Below are 16,254 nucleotides of genomic sequence, written 5' to 3'. Positions count from 1 at the left end.
TAGGACTTTTTACCTGCGGGAATTTTATTAGCTAAAATCGTCACTTACATCGTCAGCAAATTCCCTAGTTGAAGCACTAAATGCTTCAGGTGGTCGCTGTTCAGCCGCAACTTCAAGCGCCGGTTCGGCCGGCCACCGTTGGCGGAAGTGGCACGGATGAAGCAGGCCTATGCGTTGCCGGCGCCGACCACACCCTCGCCGGTCGTGTCATCACACTAGCGCTCGCGACTATGCACCCAGCGCCCGTTTCAGCACTTCGTAGATCCTGGTGTCTTCCGCTTGGGCAACGTTGAACCGCAGGTAATCCCCCGCCGTCATGGACTGGCTGAACGCATTACCAGGCGCCAGCAATACGCCTTCCTTTAGGCAGGCCCGGGCCAAGGTTGCGGCATCCTTGCCTTCAGGCAGTTGGCACCAGACGTACATGCCTGCCCGGGGAATTATCCAGGGCTTGATACCGACGGCCTGAAGCCTCGCGACCGTGCTGTCCATGGCCTCGGCCAACCTGAGACGAACGCTCTCTAGGTGCTTTCGGTACCCGCTATCGGTTATCGCCTGATGGATGATGCCCGCGGCCAAGCGCCCAGCCCCGAAGGTGGTGGCAATCTTGAGGTCGACCAGGCTCTCGATCCAGTCGCCACGGGTGGCGATATAGCCACAGCGGATGGCAGCGGAGATGGTCTTGGAGAAGCTGCCTATCTGGATGACGCGATTGAGACCATCGAAGGCCGACAGCCGTGGCGCGGGGGTACGCTCGAAATCCGCGAAGATGTCGTCCTCCACGATCACCAGGTTTGAGGTGTCGGCCAGCTTCAGCAACCGGTGCGCCGTGACCGGAGACAAAGTGGCCCCGGTCGGGTTGTGAATGCCGGAATTGGTCATGTACAACCTGGGTGCGTGCTTGAGCAGAGCCGCGCCGAACGCATCGATGTCTGGGCCGTTCTGCGTGTACGGCACGCCTACGATGTTCACCCTGTGTGCTTTCAGTAGCGCGTGAAAGTTGAAATAGCAGGGGTCGTCAACCAGGACGGTGTCCCCCGGCTCCAGGAGAAAGCGGCAAATCAGGTCGATGGCCTGGGTGCCGGAGTCTGTGAGCATGATCTGCTCCAGAGGCACTTCAACGCCGCTCCCTGCCAGCCGTCTGGACAGGAATTGCCTGAGCGGCGGATGCCCCAGCGGCGAAGCGTACTCGGTGAGTTGCAGTGTGTCGGACCGGGCCGCTATTCGAAGCGCCTTGCGCACGCCGGCTTCGTGCATCCAGGACGCAGGTAGCCACCCGCACCCCGGTTTCAGCGCTTCGCTGGAGCTTTCAAGCGACTGGCGCGAAATCCACAGTGGATCGACTTCACGATCGAGCCTAGGGCCGAGCTCGGTCAGTGCCAACGGCGCAACGGGCCCGGCTACGTAGTAGCCCGAGCCAGGGCGTGAGCTGAGTACACCCTCGGCCATCAACCTTTCGTAGGCCTCGAGAACGGTGGAAACCGATACGTGCATGGCTTGCGCCATCGCCCGCATCGAAGGAATACGCGCACCTGGTGTGTAGGTTCGAGAGGCAATCCTGGACTGGACCTCGCCCATGACTGTCCGGATCAGCGTTGCACCGCGTTTCATCTCGCCCTCAACTGTGCTGGATTGATGTGCATAACAGTTCGACCAAACTGTACTGGATTGTACATGGCTCGGTTGTTCCCGTCAGTGATGTACTGAGCCCGCACTTACAGAGAGCTGGGCAATGCAAAGATCAACAAGCGGATGGATCAACGGCTTCATAGGCGTCGCAATCTTCGCGGGCTCCTTGCCGGCGACCCGTGTGGCAGTGACGGCCTTCGAACCAACGTTCCTGACCTCTGCCAGGGCAACGATTGCCGCCGTGTTGGGTGCGCTTCTCTTGCTGGTGCTGCGCCAGCCTCGACCTGAACGGCGTGACGTGTGGCCATTGGCTTTAACCGCGCTGGGCGTGGTTATCGGGTTTCCGCTGCTGACGGCCCTGGCCCTGCAGTACGTCACCTCTGCGCACTCCATAGTCTTCGTGGGGCTGCTGCCACTGTGTACCGCAGGGTTTGCCGTGCTGCGGGGCGGCGAGCGGCCCCGGCCCCTGTTCTGGTTGTTCTCGATGATGGGCGCCGGGATCGTGGCGGGTTATGCGTTGATGAATAGCGGTGAGGCTTCCGCGGTGGGCGACCTGCTGATGATGGCAGCGGTAGTCGTCTGTGGCTTGGGTTACGCGGAAGGGGCGCGTCTGTCGCGAACATTGGGGGGCTGGCAGGTGATCAGCTGGGCGTTGCTGGTGGCGTTGCCGCTGATGCTGTTGCTAACCATCGTTAATCTTCCAGCGCCAGATGCCTTCGCCAAGGTAAGCGCCCCTGCGTGGTTCAGCCTCGGCTACGTTTCACTGTTCAGCATGCTGATCGGGTTTGTGTTCTGGTACCGAGGGCTGGTCCAGGGTGGCATTGCAGCGGTGGGCCAACTGCAACTGTTTCAGCCGTTCATGGGGCTTGGGCTGGCAGCGTTGCTGCTGCACGAGCAGGTCAGCTGGGTGATGCTGGTGGTAACGCTGGGGGCTGTCATCTGTGTTGCCGGGGCCAAGAAATACGCGGCGTAGAGCAAGAAACGGAACAGGGAATCAAGCGTGGCCTATGCTTGGATGTGGACGGTTGCTCCATGTTCCTGTGCCTAGTGTGCGGGATACTGTGGGCGTCGCGATGGGTCGGTAGCGGTCAGTAGTGACCGGCAGCTTTCGACCCATTGCTGCCAGTGGCTACGGGCAGCAATCGACCAAAAGCGGTCATTTAGATGTATCTACTAACTTGGAGGCGATTTAAGAGTGTAAGCGCAAAACAGCACCACCTACCTATGATCAGACAGCTCAGGCTGAGATTGGCAACTCCACCGAAAAACTGAGCGTCAAGATTTTTGCAAGCCCAACTTTGGATAAAAATGGCGTACTATCATCAGCAGGAACAGTCAGTGAAGCTGACCTGACTGAGATGACATAGCACCGTGAGTAAGGTGCAATCAAAAACGCAGAATTTATCCTATGAATTCAACTTTCTACCTTCCGCGCAGCCTCTCCAGTAGAGAAAGAATTTACACTGAAGAAGCATTGCTTGCCGCTTCGAATTACGTTGTTGTCCTAGCAGAACCCGGAGGCGGAAAAACTGAACTTATGGGAAGCCTAGCCCGGCAGCTAGGAACCTCAACCGTTACCGCAAATAAGTTTAAACACTTGGGGGCCGACACCGAGAATTCCCCACTCGTGATCGATGCGTTTGATGAGTTGGCCAAAATCGATCAAACGGGCATTCACAGCCTTCTTGCTAACGCCAGAAAAGCTAAGCCAACGCACGTCATTATTTCGAGCCGATCCAGCGAGTGGGGTACTGCTGCCACCAATGCATTCGAAGACTATCTAGGATGCTCACCGCTAGTGGTTAGGCTTTGCGAGTTCGAAGAGGGGGAACAGCGAGAAATTTTTCATCATCATGTCCGTGGTGAGGAATTTTCAAAGTTTCAAGCAGAATTGGCTCGGTTCGACTTAGGAGCGTTACTCCCTAACCCCCAATTTCTCAAGATGTTTGCAGATGCCTATATTGAAAGCGGCAGACACTTTACTGATAAGCGAAATATATTTTCACAAGCGGTTGAGCGGCTGGCGAAGGAAGCTAACGTCAATGTGGCGCAAACGCTATCCATCAAACAAAGGGTTGCTCTGTCGTCCGAAGTGTTTGCCAAGCTTTTGCTGTCCGGAGCAGAAGGGATAGGGACGAGCGAGTTAACCGCAGATCGAATCTATCCACTGCTGGCATCACTTTTTGACAAGCAAACAGCTGCTGAGGGCATCTTGGCAACTCGGCTTTTCAAACCTGGCGATAGTGCAGATCAGCATCGCCCCGTCCACAAGATAGTTGCTGAATACTGTGCGGCAGACTACCTTGCAAAGCGGATCGCTGATCCAGTTGACCCTCTGACATTACAAAAATGCCTACCTATCATCGCTCCTAACAATGCAGTTCGAGATGAACTCCGGGGGTTACTGGGTTGGCTCGCGGCGCTAGGCAACAGATCCGTTCAAGAGACTGCTATTGAGCTTGATCCCTATGCGGTACTTGCGAACGGTGATCCCTCTCAACTTGAGCACTCCTCAAAACGTCTACTTATATAGGGCCTGAAAGACGTCGAAACGAAGGACCCCTATTTCCGCCGAGGAGATGCTTGGCGCCGGTTTAGTGCTTCAGGTTTCTTCACCCAAGAGGTTATGACAGAGATTAAGCCCCTGCTAGCGAGCGGCAGTGATGGGCACTTGCGTGATCTAATTCTTGAACTGTTGACGGGATCACCAGCGATTGCGCATCTGACGCAAGAGTTGCGTCAACTAGTGTTAGACTCAAGCGAGAGCGAACACACTCGCTTGTTGGCTAGCAGATGTCTGCTCGACCTGTCCGACCACGACCATCGCGCCGATTTAGCACTCCTGGTCTCTGAGGCCAGTCATACTTCTCTGAAAATTGCGGCAACCATCCTAACGACTATCGGCGTAAAAGCTTTAGGTTTAGATTACCTCGCCAGCTTCTTTCGAGTCTGCTCAACCCTTTATCCTAGTCATCAAATGTCTTATAAGTCCACAGTCGGCAGTCGTTATTTCATAAAGCGTTTCGTTGGCGGACTTGATTTAAGAACAATCGAGTGGATGCTTGATGACTTAACCAAAGACCTTGCTTGCACATGCAAAAAAAAATATTATGAGTGCGACTGCCGAATAGGAATCAGCAAAATTGCAGGTCTAATGCTCGATCGATACTTTGACCTGGCAATGCCTCCTTTTTCCGCTAAAAAGGTTTGGCATTGGATCGAAAATCTGATTTATCATGAGCAAAAATCAAAAGATCAGAGCAAGTCAGTTCAAGTGCTTCAAAATGACGATGGATTGCGCCGAGAAATTATGGCGCAAGCACTTGGACCCCTTGCCAACAGCGACGATATTTTCGAGACCAAGATACAAAAATTTGATTTTCACGCTCACTCCGGCCTTCGCTTTCAATCCGATGATTACAAATTTATAGTCGACCTGGCATTTAAAATTGATAACTCAGCCCTGTGGGCGAGCCACATCGCAATGCATAGCTTCAATCAAAGCCAAGCACTGCGAGGCCCAAACAAATTGCGACGGCACATGCGTGAACAAGCATTGGAGAAGCCTTCTTTAATGCGCGAGTGGGCAAAGTTCAACAGAGCAATCGCGCAACTTGCACAATCCCAACAAAAAAGTATGTCTACCCATAGACGGAGGATGAGACGCCGCCACCGGGAACAAAGCGACATCAATAAGTGGAACATCCAATATTTGCGGGACAACCGAGAGCTTATTGAAAGCGGTCGGCATTGGAATTGTCTTGTGCGCTTTGCTGATCTAGTACTTAGCGCGCCCGATCAAATTGAGCAGGAATTCGGTGATGAAGTGCTCGTTCGTAAAGCTCTCAGAAACTGCTTGGATTTCATTGCTCCCAATGTACCTAATATGCTCAGGCTTGCGAATTTACAGTGTGCATCGCAGAGCGCGTACACTGAGCCTGTTCTTTTTGCAGCTTGCTTGGAAATCATGCGCAGCGCCGGAAACCTAGAAAATGTCGATCTGCCGTTACTGAATGCGCTACGAACTAATCTAGACATGGGCTACAGTGCAGTGTCGGATGAAGAACGTGATGCGCTGAAAGTTGAAGTCAACCGATTAGTTTTCGCAGGTACGGGAAGTGCCGAAACGTTTCTCCGGCAATACGTCGAGCCCCAACTCGCACAAAAGGGCTGTCAACACCCCGAAATTTGGTTGTTACGCGGTGACGAGGTCTTCAGCCACCTACGGGCAACAATCTCAGTAGAATGGCTTGACCGATTTTCTGATCTGGCGCTCGGGCCGCTTGATACGCTCTTTGAAATTGCGGCCGAATTCGGTGATCGCGATGCTCTTCGAAAAATCATCGCAGAACGTTGCTCAGCTTTCATGTCCGTGTGGCCCAGTCCGACTGGCGATGAAGAACTCGAAAATAGGCGAGTTTTCTGGCTAGTGCGTGCTTTTTATTTTTTAGAGGACGCGCCTGAAACAGATTGGGAATGGCTAAAAATCGAAAAGAATACCATATTTTCGCTTAGTGAGCGCTCAGGGCGATTTAATTATGGCGAACACTCCCATTGGCCCAAGCTCACATTAAGAAAATTGGCGGCGGTTCTAGAGGCCTTTATTGACAAGTGGCCAAAGGTAGACCTCCCGAGCCATTGGGATACGGGAAGCCCCGATGAAGAAAATGCGTACCGTTTTTTGAAAGAACTTGTCTGGTTAATCGATTTGGACGTTTCCGATGACGCCGTCCGTGTCATTGATCGTCTCCTTGCTGATCCGAAGTTCGCAGACATGTACAACGATCTCAGGAGCATACGCTCTCATAAAATCAGTCAGATTGCACTGAGGTCTTTCGAACCGCCAACGCCACAGGAAATCGTCGATCGACTGGATCGCGATATGGTGGTGAATGTTGAGGGTTTGCGCCAAGTCGTCCTCCAAGAGCTTCAAGATTTTCAGAAAGCAATAAATGGTGGTGAATTTAACTCTGCGGATCGCTTTTACGACAATGGTAAGCACTTGAACGAAGTACGAGCTACCGAGATCATTGCTGAACGTCTCAGTCTAATACTCAAGCCTCAAGGCATCACAATTACGACGGAGCACCAGCTAAAAAGCGCTAACCGCAGCGATTTCACGGCAACAAAATTGATTGGCGGCACAAGACGGCTGCTTGTGACTGAGGTAAAAGGTCAGTGGCATAGAGAGTTATATGCTGCCGCGGCGGCGCAGCTATATGCGCGCTACTCCATCCACCCCGATGCTGAACACCAAGGCATTTATCTTGTGATCTGGTTTGGCCGAGATGTGAACGTCGCAGGAATTAAAAACCGAAATATTCACACCTCTCAGGAGCTGAAAAGCAGCATCGAGAAAACGATGCCACCAGAGCTCGCTGGGCTAATCGACGTGTTTGTTCTGGACGTTTCTAAACCCTAAAAAATATAGCAAGGATGGATCATACAGAATGCTGAGCGCAGCAGGCCTAGAAGATGCCATATATTGCACTCCGCCACCCTAGTTTTGTAGGCAGGCGGAATGACCGCTTCTGGCCGAAAGCAGCCCATCGCGGCCGTCCGCAATGGTGCGCCATCATTGTAGGAGAAGGCTTGTCCCGCGAAGCCGGGCATGCAGGAAGATTTGCCGGAAGCGCTGGGGAGCGGCGGCGGGCCGCCCCTATAGCTTGTGGGGCACTCTGGCTTTTTCTTTTAGCGAGTGGTGAGGCACAAAAAGCATAAAAGGGTTGATCGGATGAAACAAAAGAAATTTGACATTGATGCATTTTTGGACGCTATGCAACTATCGGAAGACTTAAGAAAGGCTAGACCCCAGGATGCCTCTAAGATAGCGTTAGCATTGAGCCTAAAGCTGTGTCATCCGGGCTTTGCTTCGGAGCCTCTTGAAACTGCTGAGGAAATGCTTTATTCGCTTGATGATAGCGTTAATCAGAGGGTATGCGAACTAATTGGGGAAAAAGCAAGTAAGCATGAAGTTTCTGAAAGATTTGATTCCGATATTTATTTTAGAAATTTTATGAACTGCGTTGCGATCTCAAGAAGAAGTCTGGCTCAATTGATAGAGTATATTAAGAGCAATGAGCCTGATTCGTCAGCTTTTGACCTTGCTGGTCAAATTGTGGAGGTGGTAGAGGACTTCAACAATGTCGTGGTAGCCAACGATGTGCTGCCCCTAATTGAGCGCGGAATTTATTCGTCTGATATTGCGCTGGCACTGGAAGTTTGGTCAAAAAATCGAGATCTAATGAAGGGAGATGAGCGCTTTTGGCAGAAAGAATTTGAGGAGCGAAAAGGCGTGCTAGAACGCCTTCTTGGAGGGCATGCAGTACTGTTGCAAAGCGAATTTCATGTTGGGGGTACAAATACATCTGGTGCTGGAGATCTTAGGTCTGACTTTGCTTTTCTAAATAAAATTAACAATATTAGTTTGGTTGAGATCAAGGCGCCAGCTACAAAGCTGCTGGGCTCTAAGTATCGTGGAACCTACCCGCTCTCCAAGGACGTATCCGGTGCCATTTCTCAGGTTCTTATACAGCGCAGTGAGCTAATTAAATATTACTTCCAGAAGAGGTGTGACTCACCCGTGCCTTTTGAGGTTTTTTCACCTCGTTGCTTCTTGATTGTTGGGGATTTGAGTAGTCTTGGGTCTGACTCAGAAAAGTTAAAAGCATTTGAGGTTCAGCGCCAGGCAGTTGCGTCGCACGTGAGTGTTGTGACTTTTGATGAGCTTTACCAGCAATTTGCAACATTTCATCAGTTGTAATTGTAAGATGGTTTTTGTTATCAGTGAGATTGTGCTGGCGGGCGGAATAAGGGACCGATTTGCGTGTATTCAGTCGAGCGATGCGCACGATGACATAATGAGGGGCTGCATCAGTTTCGAGGTCGCCTCGACTGCCCATCCTGGCTCCTCTACCCGCTTGTGTCTTGAGGTTGAATTAGAATTTGGTGTGAGAGCGGTGAATGGCAAGCTGAGTGCCGCAGGTGCCATGAGCACGAGTGGGAGCACAAGCTGCCATTCACCGTTCCACTTTGCCGAGAGCCCGAACAGTTGGATGCGGCTCTGATCTCGAATCACAAGCGTGGGCCAAGCCAAAGGTGGCTATGAGCGTGATGTCATGCGTTTTTTGCAAGACGCGAGCTACAAGGTCATCCGCGTAAATCCCTTACGAGCCCGGAACTTCGCTGACTCGATGGGCGTCAAGGCCAAGACCGACGCTATCGACGCCGAAGTATTGGCCCATTACGCCGAGGTCATTCCAGACCAGCCTGCCTTGAAAATCAGCCCTGATAGAGCGCTTCTGCGAGAGCTGCTGCAACAGCGTGATCGGCTGGTCCAGCAGCGAGACGATGACCGGCGGCGCCTGAAACAAGCCCAGTCACTGGTCGTGGCCGATTTCCTTAAAGCCAATCTCCAGTACTTCCGGTCGCAGATTAAGTTGGTTGAGCAAGCGATCAGGCAGCAGGCCGAAAAGCTTAATGATGAGCGAGTCGCTCAGCTGACCCAAGTGAAGGGTATTGGGGTGGTGACAGCAAGCAAGCTGGTAGCGCTTCTGCCGGAACTGGGTCGCGTTGAGTCCAAGGAAATAGCCTCCCTGGTCGGTGTGGCGCCCTTTAACTACGACAGCGGAAAGTCCGTGGGCAAGCGCTCTATCTCAGGAGGCCGGTTTGAAGTCAGGCCGGCGCTGTACATGGCTCTGCTTGTGGCTGTGAGACACAACCCGGCCCTTAAGGACCGTTATGAGGCGCTGCGTGGTCGAGGCAAAGTGGCCAAAGTTGCTCTGGTGGCGTGTATGAGAACTTTCATCGTACGTCTGAATGCGATGCTCAAGACGGGTACACCCTGGCGAGATTTGATCTTGCCTCAGCCAGCAGATGCGACGCAGATCGGAAAAGCAGCGTGATCGGCGTCAGCACGGGCGGGCCCGCGAAGCAGGCTATGCAGAGGATGGCACGAGCTTCGCCCGTATTCGCGGGCAAGCCCGCTCCCACAGTGATTGCGCTAACTTGTAGGTTGTTGTGGAAGACAGTTGCTCCCACAAAGTCCGCTGTGAGGCGCAACATCCGTTATGGTCGAAAACGGACAATCCACGTGCGCACAGCTACTCACCACTGTGCGACGTGACACGGCTGCTCATCCAAGCCCGTTCCGTAAAACTACCGTCCTTTGGCTGCCTCCCATTTGGTCAGTGTTGCCGAATAACAGAGATAGGCTGGGAACGCCTGCCTGCCGGGCGATCTGGATATACTCACGCGTAATTTGAACCGGGCAACGAGTTGCGTCGGCCACAACTACCCCATGCTTTGCAAAGCAGCCCTTTGGCAATCCGACAATAATTCGAAGTGCTGTGCGTGCCCGTGCGAGCAGCATCGGGCGCTCTAAGCGCCTAGGCGGATCATGTATATCATGGGCCAATCGACCGTTGACCACAGGAAAGAACGGGGAAGAGAAACCGCAGGCCCCGTTAGCGCGATCTACTGCTGCGTCGATCAGGCAAGACCACAACGCCTGACTATTTCTGACCACCACCAGCCAGAAACAAAAAAAGACGCCTAAGCGTCTTTTTTCTTCAACCCACAAACCCAAAAGCCTGCAGATCTATATTTGGAGCGGGAAACGAGACTCGAACTCGCGACCCCGACCTTGGCAAGGTCGTGCTCTACCAACTGAGCTATTCCCGCGTCGTGATGGGTGCCATTTTAGCGATATCCAAAACGGCGTCAACCCCTTGATTCAAAAAAACTTTTATTTCTGCTCAGAGCCTTCGCGCAAGTGCGGCCAGGCGGCCAGCAGGTAATGCACCATCGACCACAGGGTGAGCCCCGCCGCCACCAGCAACAACCCGTAACCCAGAATCACCCAGAAGGTAACAGCCGGTGGGTTACCCAGCAGAATCACCAACGCCAGCATTTGTGCGGCAGTTTTCCACTTGCCCAGGTTAGACACGGCCACGTGCGCCCGCGCGCCCAGTTCGGCCATCCATTCACGCAGTGCCGACACCACGATTTCGCGGCCAATGATGACGGCCGCTGGCAGGGTGAGCCAGAAGTTGGCGTGGGTTTGCACCAGCAGCACCAGGGCCACAGCCACCATCAACTTGTCTGCCACCGGGTCCAGGAAGGCACCGAACGGGGTGCTCTGCTGCAACCGACGCGCCAGGTAGCCATCCAGCCAGTCGGTGGCGGCGGCTACGGCGAACACGCTGCTGGCCGCCATGTAACTCCAGTGGTACGGCATGTAGAACAGCAGGATGAAAATCGGGATGAGCAGAACGCGTAGAACGGTGAGCAGGTTTGGAATATTCATCGGTACGACTGGCCGCGGGTTGAACCCGGCATTCTACTCGCTATGCAGGCTGGCATAAATCGACTCGGCAAGCTTTTTACTGATACCCGGTGCCTTGGCAATCTCGTCGACACTGGCGCGGTTGAGCTCTTGCAGGCCGCCGAAATGTTTCAGCAAGTCACGCCGGCGCTTCGGGCCGACACCGGCCACATCTTCCAGGCTGGACACCCGCCGTGCCTTGCCGCGCCTGGCGCGGTGGCCGGTAATGGCAAAGCGGTGGGCTTCGTCACGGATCTGCTGAATGAGGTGCAACGCCGGGGAATCACCTTTGAGGGTGAATTCGTGGTGCACGTCGTTCAGGTACAGGGTTTCGAAGCCGGCCTTGCGGGTGACGCCCTTGGCAACGCCCAGCAGGGTCAGCTCGCTGAAGCCCAGCTCCTGCATCACGTCGCGGGCCATGTTCAGTTGGCCTTTGCCGCCGTCCACCAGCAGCACGTCTGGCAGCTTGCCTTCGCCGTCGCGGATGCGGCCATAGCGGCGGGTCAGCGCCTGGTGCATGGCGGCGTAGTCGTCGCCTGCGGTGACGCCTTCGATGTTGAAGCGGCGGTAGTCGGACTTCACCGGGCCTTCAGGGCCGAACACCACGCAACTGGCCACGGTGGCTTCGCCACTGGAGTGGCTGATGTCGTAGCACTCCAGGCGCTGGGGCACTTCGTCCAGGCCCAGCACTTCGGCCAGGGCGTCGAAACGGGCCGCCATGTGCTGGCGGTTGGCCAGGCGCGCGTTGAGCGCCTGTTCGGCATTGGTCACCGCCAGCTGCTGCCAGCGGGCGCGGGTGCCGCGCACCCGGTGGCTGATGGTGAGCTCGCGGCCGCGCAGGGCGTGCAGCGCCTCGGTGATGGTGACGAAGTCTTCGTGCACCACGTTGACGATCAGCTCGCCTGGCAGCTCGCGCTCGGGGTTGCCCACGTAGTACTGGGACAGGAACGCCGCCATCACCTCGGCCACGTCCTCCTCGATGCCCACCTGGGGGAAGAAGTTCTTGCTGCCCAGCACCCGCCCGCCGCGCACGCTGATCATGTGCACGCAGGCGCCGCCCGGGTTGACGAAGGCGGCGATGACGTCGACGTCGCCCGTGCCGCCCTCGATGTACTGCTGGTCCTGTACGCGGCGCAGCAGGCCGATCTGGTCGCGCAGCTCGGCGGCCTTTTCGAAATTCAGGGCCATGGCGGCCTTTTCCATTTCGGCGTTCAGTTCGTTCCCCAGTTGCTGGCTGCGCCCTTCCAGAAACATCACCGAGTGGCGCACGTCTTCGGCGTATTCCTCGGGGGTGACCAGGTTGGTGCAGGGGCCCTTGCAGCGTTTTATCTGGTACTGCAGGCAGGGCCGGGTGCGGTTGGCGTAGTAGCTGTCTTCGCACTGGCGCACCGAAAATGCCTTTTGCAGCAGGCTGAGGCTCTCGCGAATGGCGCCGGCACTGGGGTATGGGCCGAAGTAGCGGCCCTTGGCCTTTTTGGCGCCACGGTGGATGCCCAGGCGGGGGAATTCGCCATCGGACAGGAACACGTAGGGGTAGGACTTATCGTCGCGCAGCAGAATGTTGTACGGCGGCCGCCATTGCTTGATCAGGTTCTGCTCCAGCAGCAACGCCTCGGTTTCGTTGGCGGTGATGGTGGTTTCTACCTGGGCGATACGGCCTACCAGCGCAGACGTTTTGGGCGCCAAGCCGGTTTTGCGAAAATAGCTGGCCAGGCGCTTTTTGAGATTTTTGGCCTTGCCAACGTACAGCAGCCGGGCGTCGGCATCGAACATCCGGTAAACGCCCGGGCGACCGCTGCAGGTCGCCAGGAATGCGCTGGCATCAAAAACTTGGGACATGAGGTTTACAGGCTTGCGTCGACCATACCGTGGCGAACGGCCAGCAAGGTCAGTTCGACGTCGCTGGTGACCGAGAGTTTTTCAAAGATCCGATACCGGTAAGTATTGACGGTCTTGGGCGAGAGGCACAACTTGTCGGAGATGATCTGCACTTTCTGGCAGCCGACAATCATCAACGCGATCTGGATTTCGCGCTCAGACAGCGTATCGAACGGTGAGCCCTGGGGCTGGAACGATTTCAACGCCAACTGCTGGGCAATCTGGGGGCTGATGTAGCGCTGGCCGGCGAAGGCCAGGCGAATGGCCTGGACCATTTCGTCAAGGCCGGCGCCCTTGGTCAGGTACCCTGCTGCGCCGGCTTGCAGCAGGCGCGTGGGGAACGGGTCTTCTTCGCAGACGGTAACGGCAATTACCTTGATGTCCGGGTGGCTGCGCAGCAACTTGCGGGTAGCTTCGAGGCCGCCGATGCCGGGCATTTTCACGTCCATCAGCACCACGTCGGGCTTCAGCTCGCGGGCAAGCTTGAGCGCCGATTCGCCTGAATCACCCTCACCCACCACCTGCAGGCCGTCGATATCGGCCAGCATGCGCGTAATACCGGTTCGTACCAGATCGTGGTCATCGACCACCAAAACCCTAATCAAGCACACACCTCTTCAGCAGGGCGATTGGATCCCGCCACCTTAACAAAAAATTTCACAGCGGGCCTAGCGCATTGCTTCCGTCAGAAACGGCTGACGGGTGGTGCCTGATCGCCTGGTGCCCTGCTGCACTTGCCTGTCGTCCGCCAAACGCCCCAACAGGTGCCAGATCGCCGCCTGGTCGTCGCTCGGCAACTGGCGGAAGGCACTCAGCAGGCCGGTTTCGCCCGTGCTAAGGCCCGCCAGCGGGGGCGGTGTGCGCTGGCCACTGAGCACATAAAGCGCATCCACCCCGCTGGCTGCCACTGCTGCCAGGTAGTCCGCACGCGGCGTGCGTTCGCCGCTTTCGTACTTGCCCTGGGCGTTGGGTTCAACCCCGCCGATGTCACCGAATACTCGCTGGGTCATGCCCAGCCTTTCACGTTCTTCCCGCAGGCGCGGGCCGATTCCATTCATCCGGGCATCTCCTTATCCCTTGGCATGTGCATGGGGGCCAACCCCCACATGGGTCCATGGGGCCACTATGCCGATGCAACCCATCTACCACAAGCCACCCTGGCGTTATTGGTCGATCACGCGCTGCATGCGCACGAAGCATTCGTCCTCGCCCATTTCCACGAAACCGTGGCGCTGGTACAGGCCCCTGGCAGGGTTGCTGCGGAACACCATCAGCCGCAGCAAGCCCAGTTGCCGTTGGCGGCTCCACTGGGCCAGGGTTTCCAGTACCCAGGCACCCACGCCGCGGCCCCGGTGCGCTGGCAACAGGTGCAGCTCGCGAATGAACAGCGCCTGGCGGTCCTGGCTCAGGCTGCAAAAACCCAACACCGTATCGCCCTGGGTGACCAGCCACTGCTCGCGCCAGCCCCAGGCTTGGTCGAACGCCTGCTCCACCCACAGCAGGTCGTATTCCCGGTAATAGGGCAGCATGGCTTGCCGGGTGAGGTTACGGGCGAAATCCAGGTCGTGGTCTGTGGCGGGGGTCAATTGCAGCGCCATTCACTTGCCCTTTGTGAAAACCTGCAGGGTAAAAGGCCCGGTAGCCGAACCCTTCGTGCGGCCATCATTGTGCAGGCATCCTCAGATTCAACCTAGCACCACCTGCTACCTGCGGCCTGGGTATTTCATTGACCGAGGTCACGGTGACATCAGCGTATGTTTTTATGCTGGGGGCCATTCGGCACCTTCGCCCAATGCCAACTGGAGCCCCCATGGCAACCCCGTCACTGGCCATGCACCCGCAACTGGCCCAGCGTGATTCGCGCCCGCAACTGCAACATCGGCCTGGGCGCGCCGCTGTACTGCTGTTTTTCGGCATACTGCTTGCCTGCATTGCCTACACCGCCTGGAGCCTGAAGCAGGATGTGACCGCCAGCGGCACCGTGGTCACTACCTTCACCCCTTTTGTGCTGCTTGGGCTGGCGTTGCTGATCGCCCTGGGGTTCGAATTCGTCAATGGCTTCCATGACACCGCCAACGCGGTGGCGACGGTGATCTACACCCATGCCCTGCCGGCACCCGTTGCGGTGGTGTGGTCAGGGTTGTGCAACTTCCTCGGGGTGCTGCTATCAAGCGGCGCGGTCGCATTCGGCATCGTCGCCCTGCTGCCGGTAGAGCTTATTCTGCAGGTTGGCTCCACCACCGGTTTCGCCATGGTCTTCGCGCTGCTGCTGGCGGCCATTATCTGGAACCTTGGCACCTGGTGGCTTGGGCTGCCGGCCTCGTCGTCCCATACGTTGATCGGCTCGATCATCGGTGTGGGGGTGGCCAATGCCCTGATGCACGGGCGGGCAGGCACCAGTGGCGTGGATTGGGCGCAAGCCAGCAAGGTGGGCTACGCCCTGCTGTTCTCGCCGCTGATTGGTTTTGCCTGTGCCGCACTGCTGCTGGTGGCGCTGCGGGCGCTGGTGAAGCGCAAGGCCCTGTACCAGGCGCCCGAGGGCAACACGCCACCGCCCTGGTGGATTCGCGGCGTGCTCATCCTTACCTGCACCGGGGTGTCATTCGCTCATGGCTCCAACGATGGGCAAAAAGGCATGGGCCTGATCATGCTGATACTGGTGGGTACCTTGCCCATGGCCTATGCCCTCAACAAGACCATGCCGGATGACCAGGCACAAGGCTTTGCTGCTATAGCGCAGGGTACCCGGCAGGCGCTTGGCAGTGCCGCGCCCATCCAGGGCGACCCGCGCCAGGTGCTCACGGCGTTTCTGGTTCAGCCGCAGGCCAGCCCGCAACTGCTGCCAGCGCTGGCCGCGCTCAGCGGCATGATTGGCGAGCAGGTCGCAGGCTACGGCTCGCTGAAGCGGGTACCCGCCGAGGCCATGGCCAACATACGCAATGACATGTACCTGGCCAGCGAAAGCATCCGCCTGATCGACAAGAACCGGCTGGTAGCGCTGGATGCCACCACTGCCCAGCAACTGAAACAGTTCAAGGCGGCACTGGACGACGCTACCCGCTACATTCCGCTGTGGGTCAAGGTGGCGGTGGCCATCGCCCTGGGGCTGGGCACCCTGGTGGGCTGGCGACGCATTGTGGTTACCGTGGGCGAGAAGATCGGCAAGCAGCACCTCAGCTACGCCCAGGGCGCCTCGGCAGAGGTAGTGGCCATGTGCACCATCGGCGCGGCAGACATGTTCGGCTTGCCGGTATCCACCACCCACGTGCTGAGTTCGGGCGTGGCCGGCACCATGGTGGCCAGCGGCTCAGGGCTGCAGAAACGCACACTGCTGAACCTGCTGATGGCCTGGGTATTGACCCTGCCCGCCGCCATGTTGCTTGCCGGCTGCCTGTACTGGGTGTTGAGCCAGGTGTTCTGAA

11 protein-coding genes, 1 tRNA gene and 1 pseudogene are annotated in these 16,254 nt (G+C 56.5%); 6 read left to right on the top strand and 7 right to left on the bottom strand.

Translation table 11 applies throughout. The features are described from left to right. Positions 1 to 228 precede the first annotated feature (228 nt). Positions 229 to 1,611 carry an aminotransferase-like domain-containing protein gene (locus PPA02S_RS04085; protein ID WP_028632298.1) on the bottom strand — a complete coding sequence of 461 codons (1,383 nt, stop codon included), beginning with the start codon at positions 1,609 to 1,611 and terminating at the stop codon, positions 229 to 231. 121 nt (positions 1,612 to 1,732) lie between these two features. Here PPA02S_RS04085 and PPA02S_RS04080 point away from each other — a divergent pair, with 121 nt between their 5' ends. The 5 genes and pseudogenes from PPA02S_RS04080 to PPA02S_RS04060 all read left to right on the top strand — a co-directional run. After that, on the top strand, positions 1,733 to 2,602 hold the full coding sequence (locus PPA02S_RS04080; protein WP_028632297.1) for a DMT family transporter: 870 nt from the start codon (positions 1,733 to 1,735) through the stop codon (positions 2,600 to 2,602). A 435-nt stretch (positions 2,603 to 3,037) separates the two neighbouring features. Further along, on the top strand, positions 3,038 to 4,162 hold the full coding sequence (locus PPA02S_RS23285) for an NACHT domain-containing protein (protein ID WP_245614632.1): 1,125 nt from the start codon (positions 3,038 to 3,040) through the stop codon (positions 4,160 to 4,162). Positions 4,163 to 4,255: 93 nt separating this feature from the next. Continuing rightward, on the top strand, positions 4,256 to 7,051 hold the full coding sequence (locus tag PPA02S_RS22485; RefSeq protein ID WP_245614631.1) for a hypothetical protein: 2,796 nt from the start codon (positions 4,256 to 4,258) through the stop codon (positions 7,049 to 7,051). 312 nt (positions 7,052 to 7,363) lie between these two features. After that, complete coding sequence (locus PPA02S_RS04065) at positions 7,364 to 8,392, top strand: Shedu immune nuclease family protein (protein ID WP_028632296.1); 1,029 nt, start codon at positions 7,364 to 7,366, stop codon at positions 8,390 to 8,392. Positions 8,393 to 8,717: 325 nt separating this feature from the next. Then, a pseudogene (locus PPA02S_RS04060) lies at positions 8,718 to 9,533 on the top strand (IS110 family transposase); the annotation flags it as partial. Between the two features lie 702 nt (positions 9,534 to 10,235). On the opposite strand, the gene PPA02S_RS04055 reads toward PPA02S_RS04060, so the two are convergent. The 6 genes from PPA02S_RS04055 to PPA02S_RS04030 all read right to left on the bottom strand — a co-directional run bounded on the left by PPA02S_RS04055 (position 10,236) and on the right by PPA02S_RS04030 (position 14,430). Then, positions 10,236 to 10,311, bottom strand: a tRNA-Gly gene (locus PPA02S_RS04055). Between the two features lie 64 nt (positions 10,312 to 10,375). Beyond that, positions 10,376 to 10,936, bottom strand: a complete 561-nt coding sequence (pgsA, locus tag PPA02S_RS04050) for a CDP-diacylglycerol--glycerol-3-phosphate 3-phosphatidyltransferase (RefSeq protein ID WP_028632295.1) — start codon at positions 10,934 to 10,936, stop codon at positions 10,376 to 10,378. Between the two features lie 33 nt (positions 10,937 to 10,969). Next, a complete protein-coding gene (gene uvrC / locus PPA02S_RS04045; RefSeq protein WP_028632294.1) occupies positions 10,970 to 12,793 on the bottom strand; it encodes an excinuclease ABC subunit UvrC in 1,824 nt (607 codons plus the stop codon). Between the two features lie 5 nt (positions 12,794 to 12,798). Continuing rightward, the gene (gene gacA, locus PPA02S_RS04040) at positions 12,799 to 13,437 is read right to left on the bottom strand and encodes a response regulator transcription factor GacA (protein WP_028632293.1); all 639 of its coding nucleotides are present in this window, start codon (positions 13,435 to 13,437) and stop codon (positions 12,799 to 12,801) included. Positions 13,438 to 13,500: 63 nt separating this feature from the next. After that, the gene (locus PPA02S_RS04035; protein WP_028632292.1) at positions 13,501 to 13,890 is read right to left on the bottom strand and encodes a helix-turn-helix domain-containing protein; all 390 of its coding nucleotides are present in this window, start codon (positions 13,888 to 13,890) and stop codon (positions 13,501 to 13,503) included. Positions 13,891 to 13,995: 105 nt separating this feature from the next. Further along, entirely contained in the window at positions 13,996 to 14,430 is a 435-nt protein-coding gene (locus PPA02S_RS04030; protein WP_028632291.1) for a GNAT family N-acetyltransferase, read from the bottom strand. A gap of 212 nt (positions 14,431 to 14,642) precedes the next feature. Between PPA02S_RS04030 and PPA02S_RS04025 the strand changes: the two genes are divergently transcribed. Then, positions 14,643 to 16,253 (top strand): inorganic phosphate transporter, encoded by a 1,611-nt coding sequence (locus PPA02S_RS04025; protein ID WP_028632290.1) that lies wholly within the window; start codon positions 14,643 to 14,645, stop codon positions 16,251 to 16,253. Position 16,254 lies beyond the last annotated feature (1 nt).

Source organism: Pseudomonas parafulva NBRC 16636 = DSM 17004 (assembly GCF_000730645.1).
GTDB lineage: Bacteria > Pseudomonadota > Gammaproteobacteria > Pseudomonadales > Pseudomonadaceae > Aquipseudomonas > Aquipseudomonas parafulva.
The sequence above is the reverse complement of the archived record's forward strand: the minus strand, read 5'-3'. Positions and strand labels throughout refer to the sequence as shown.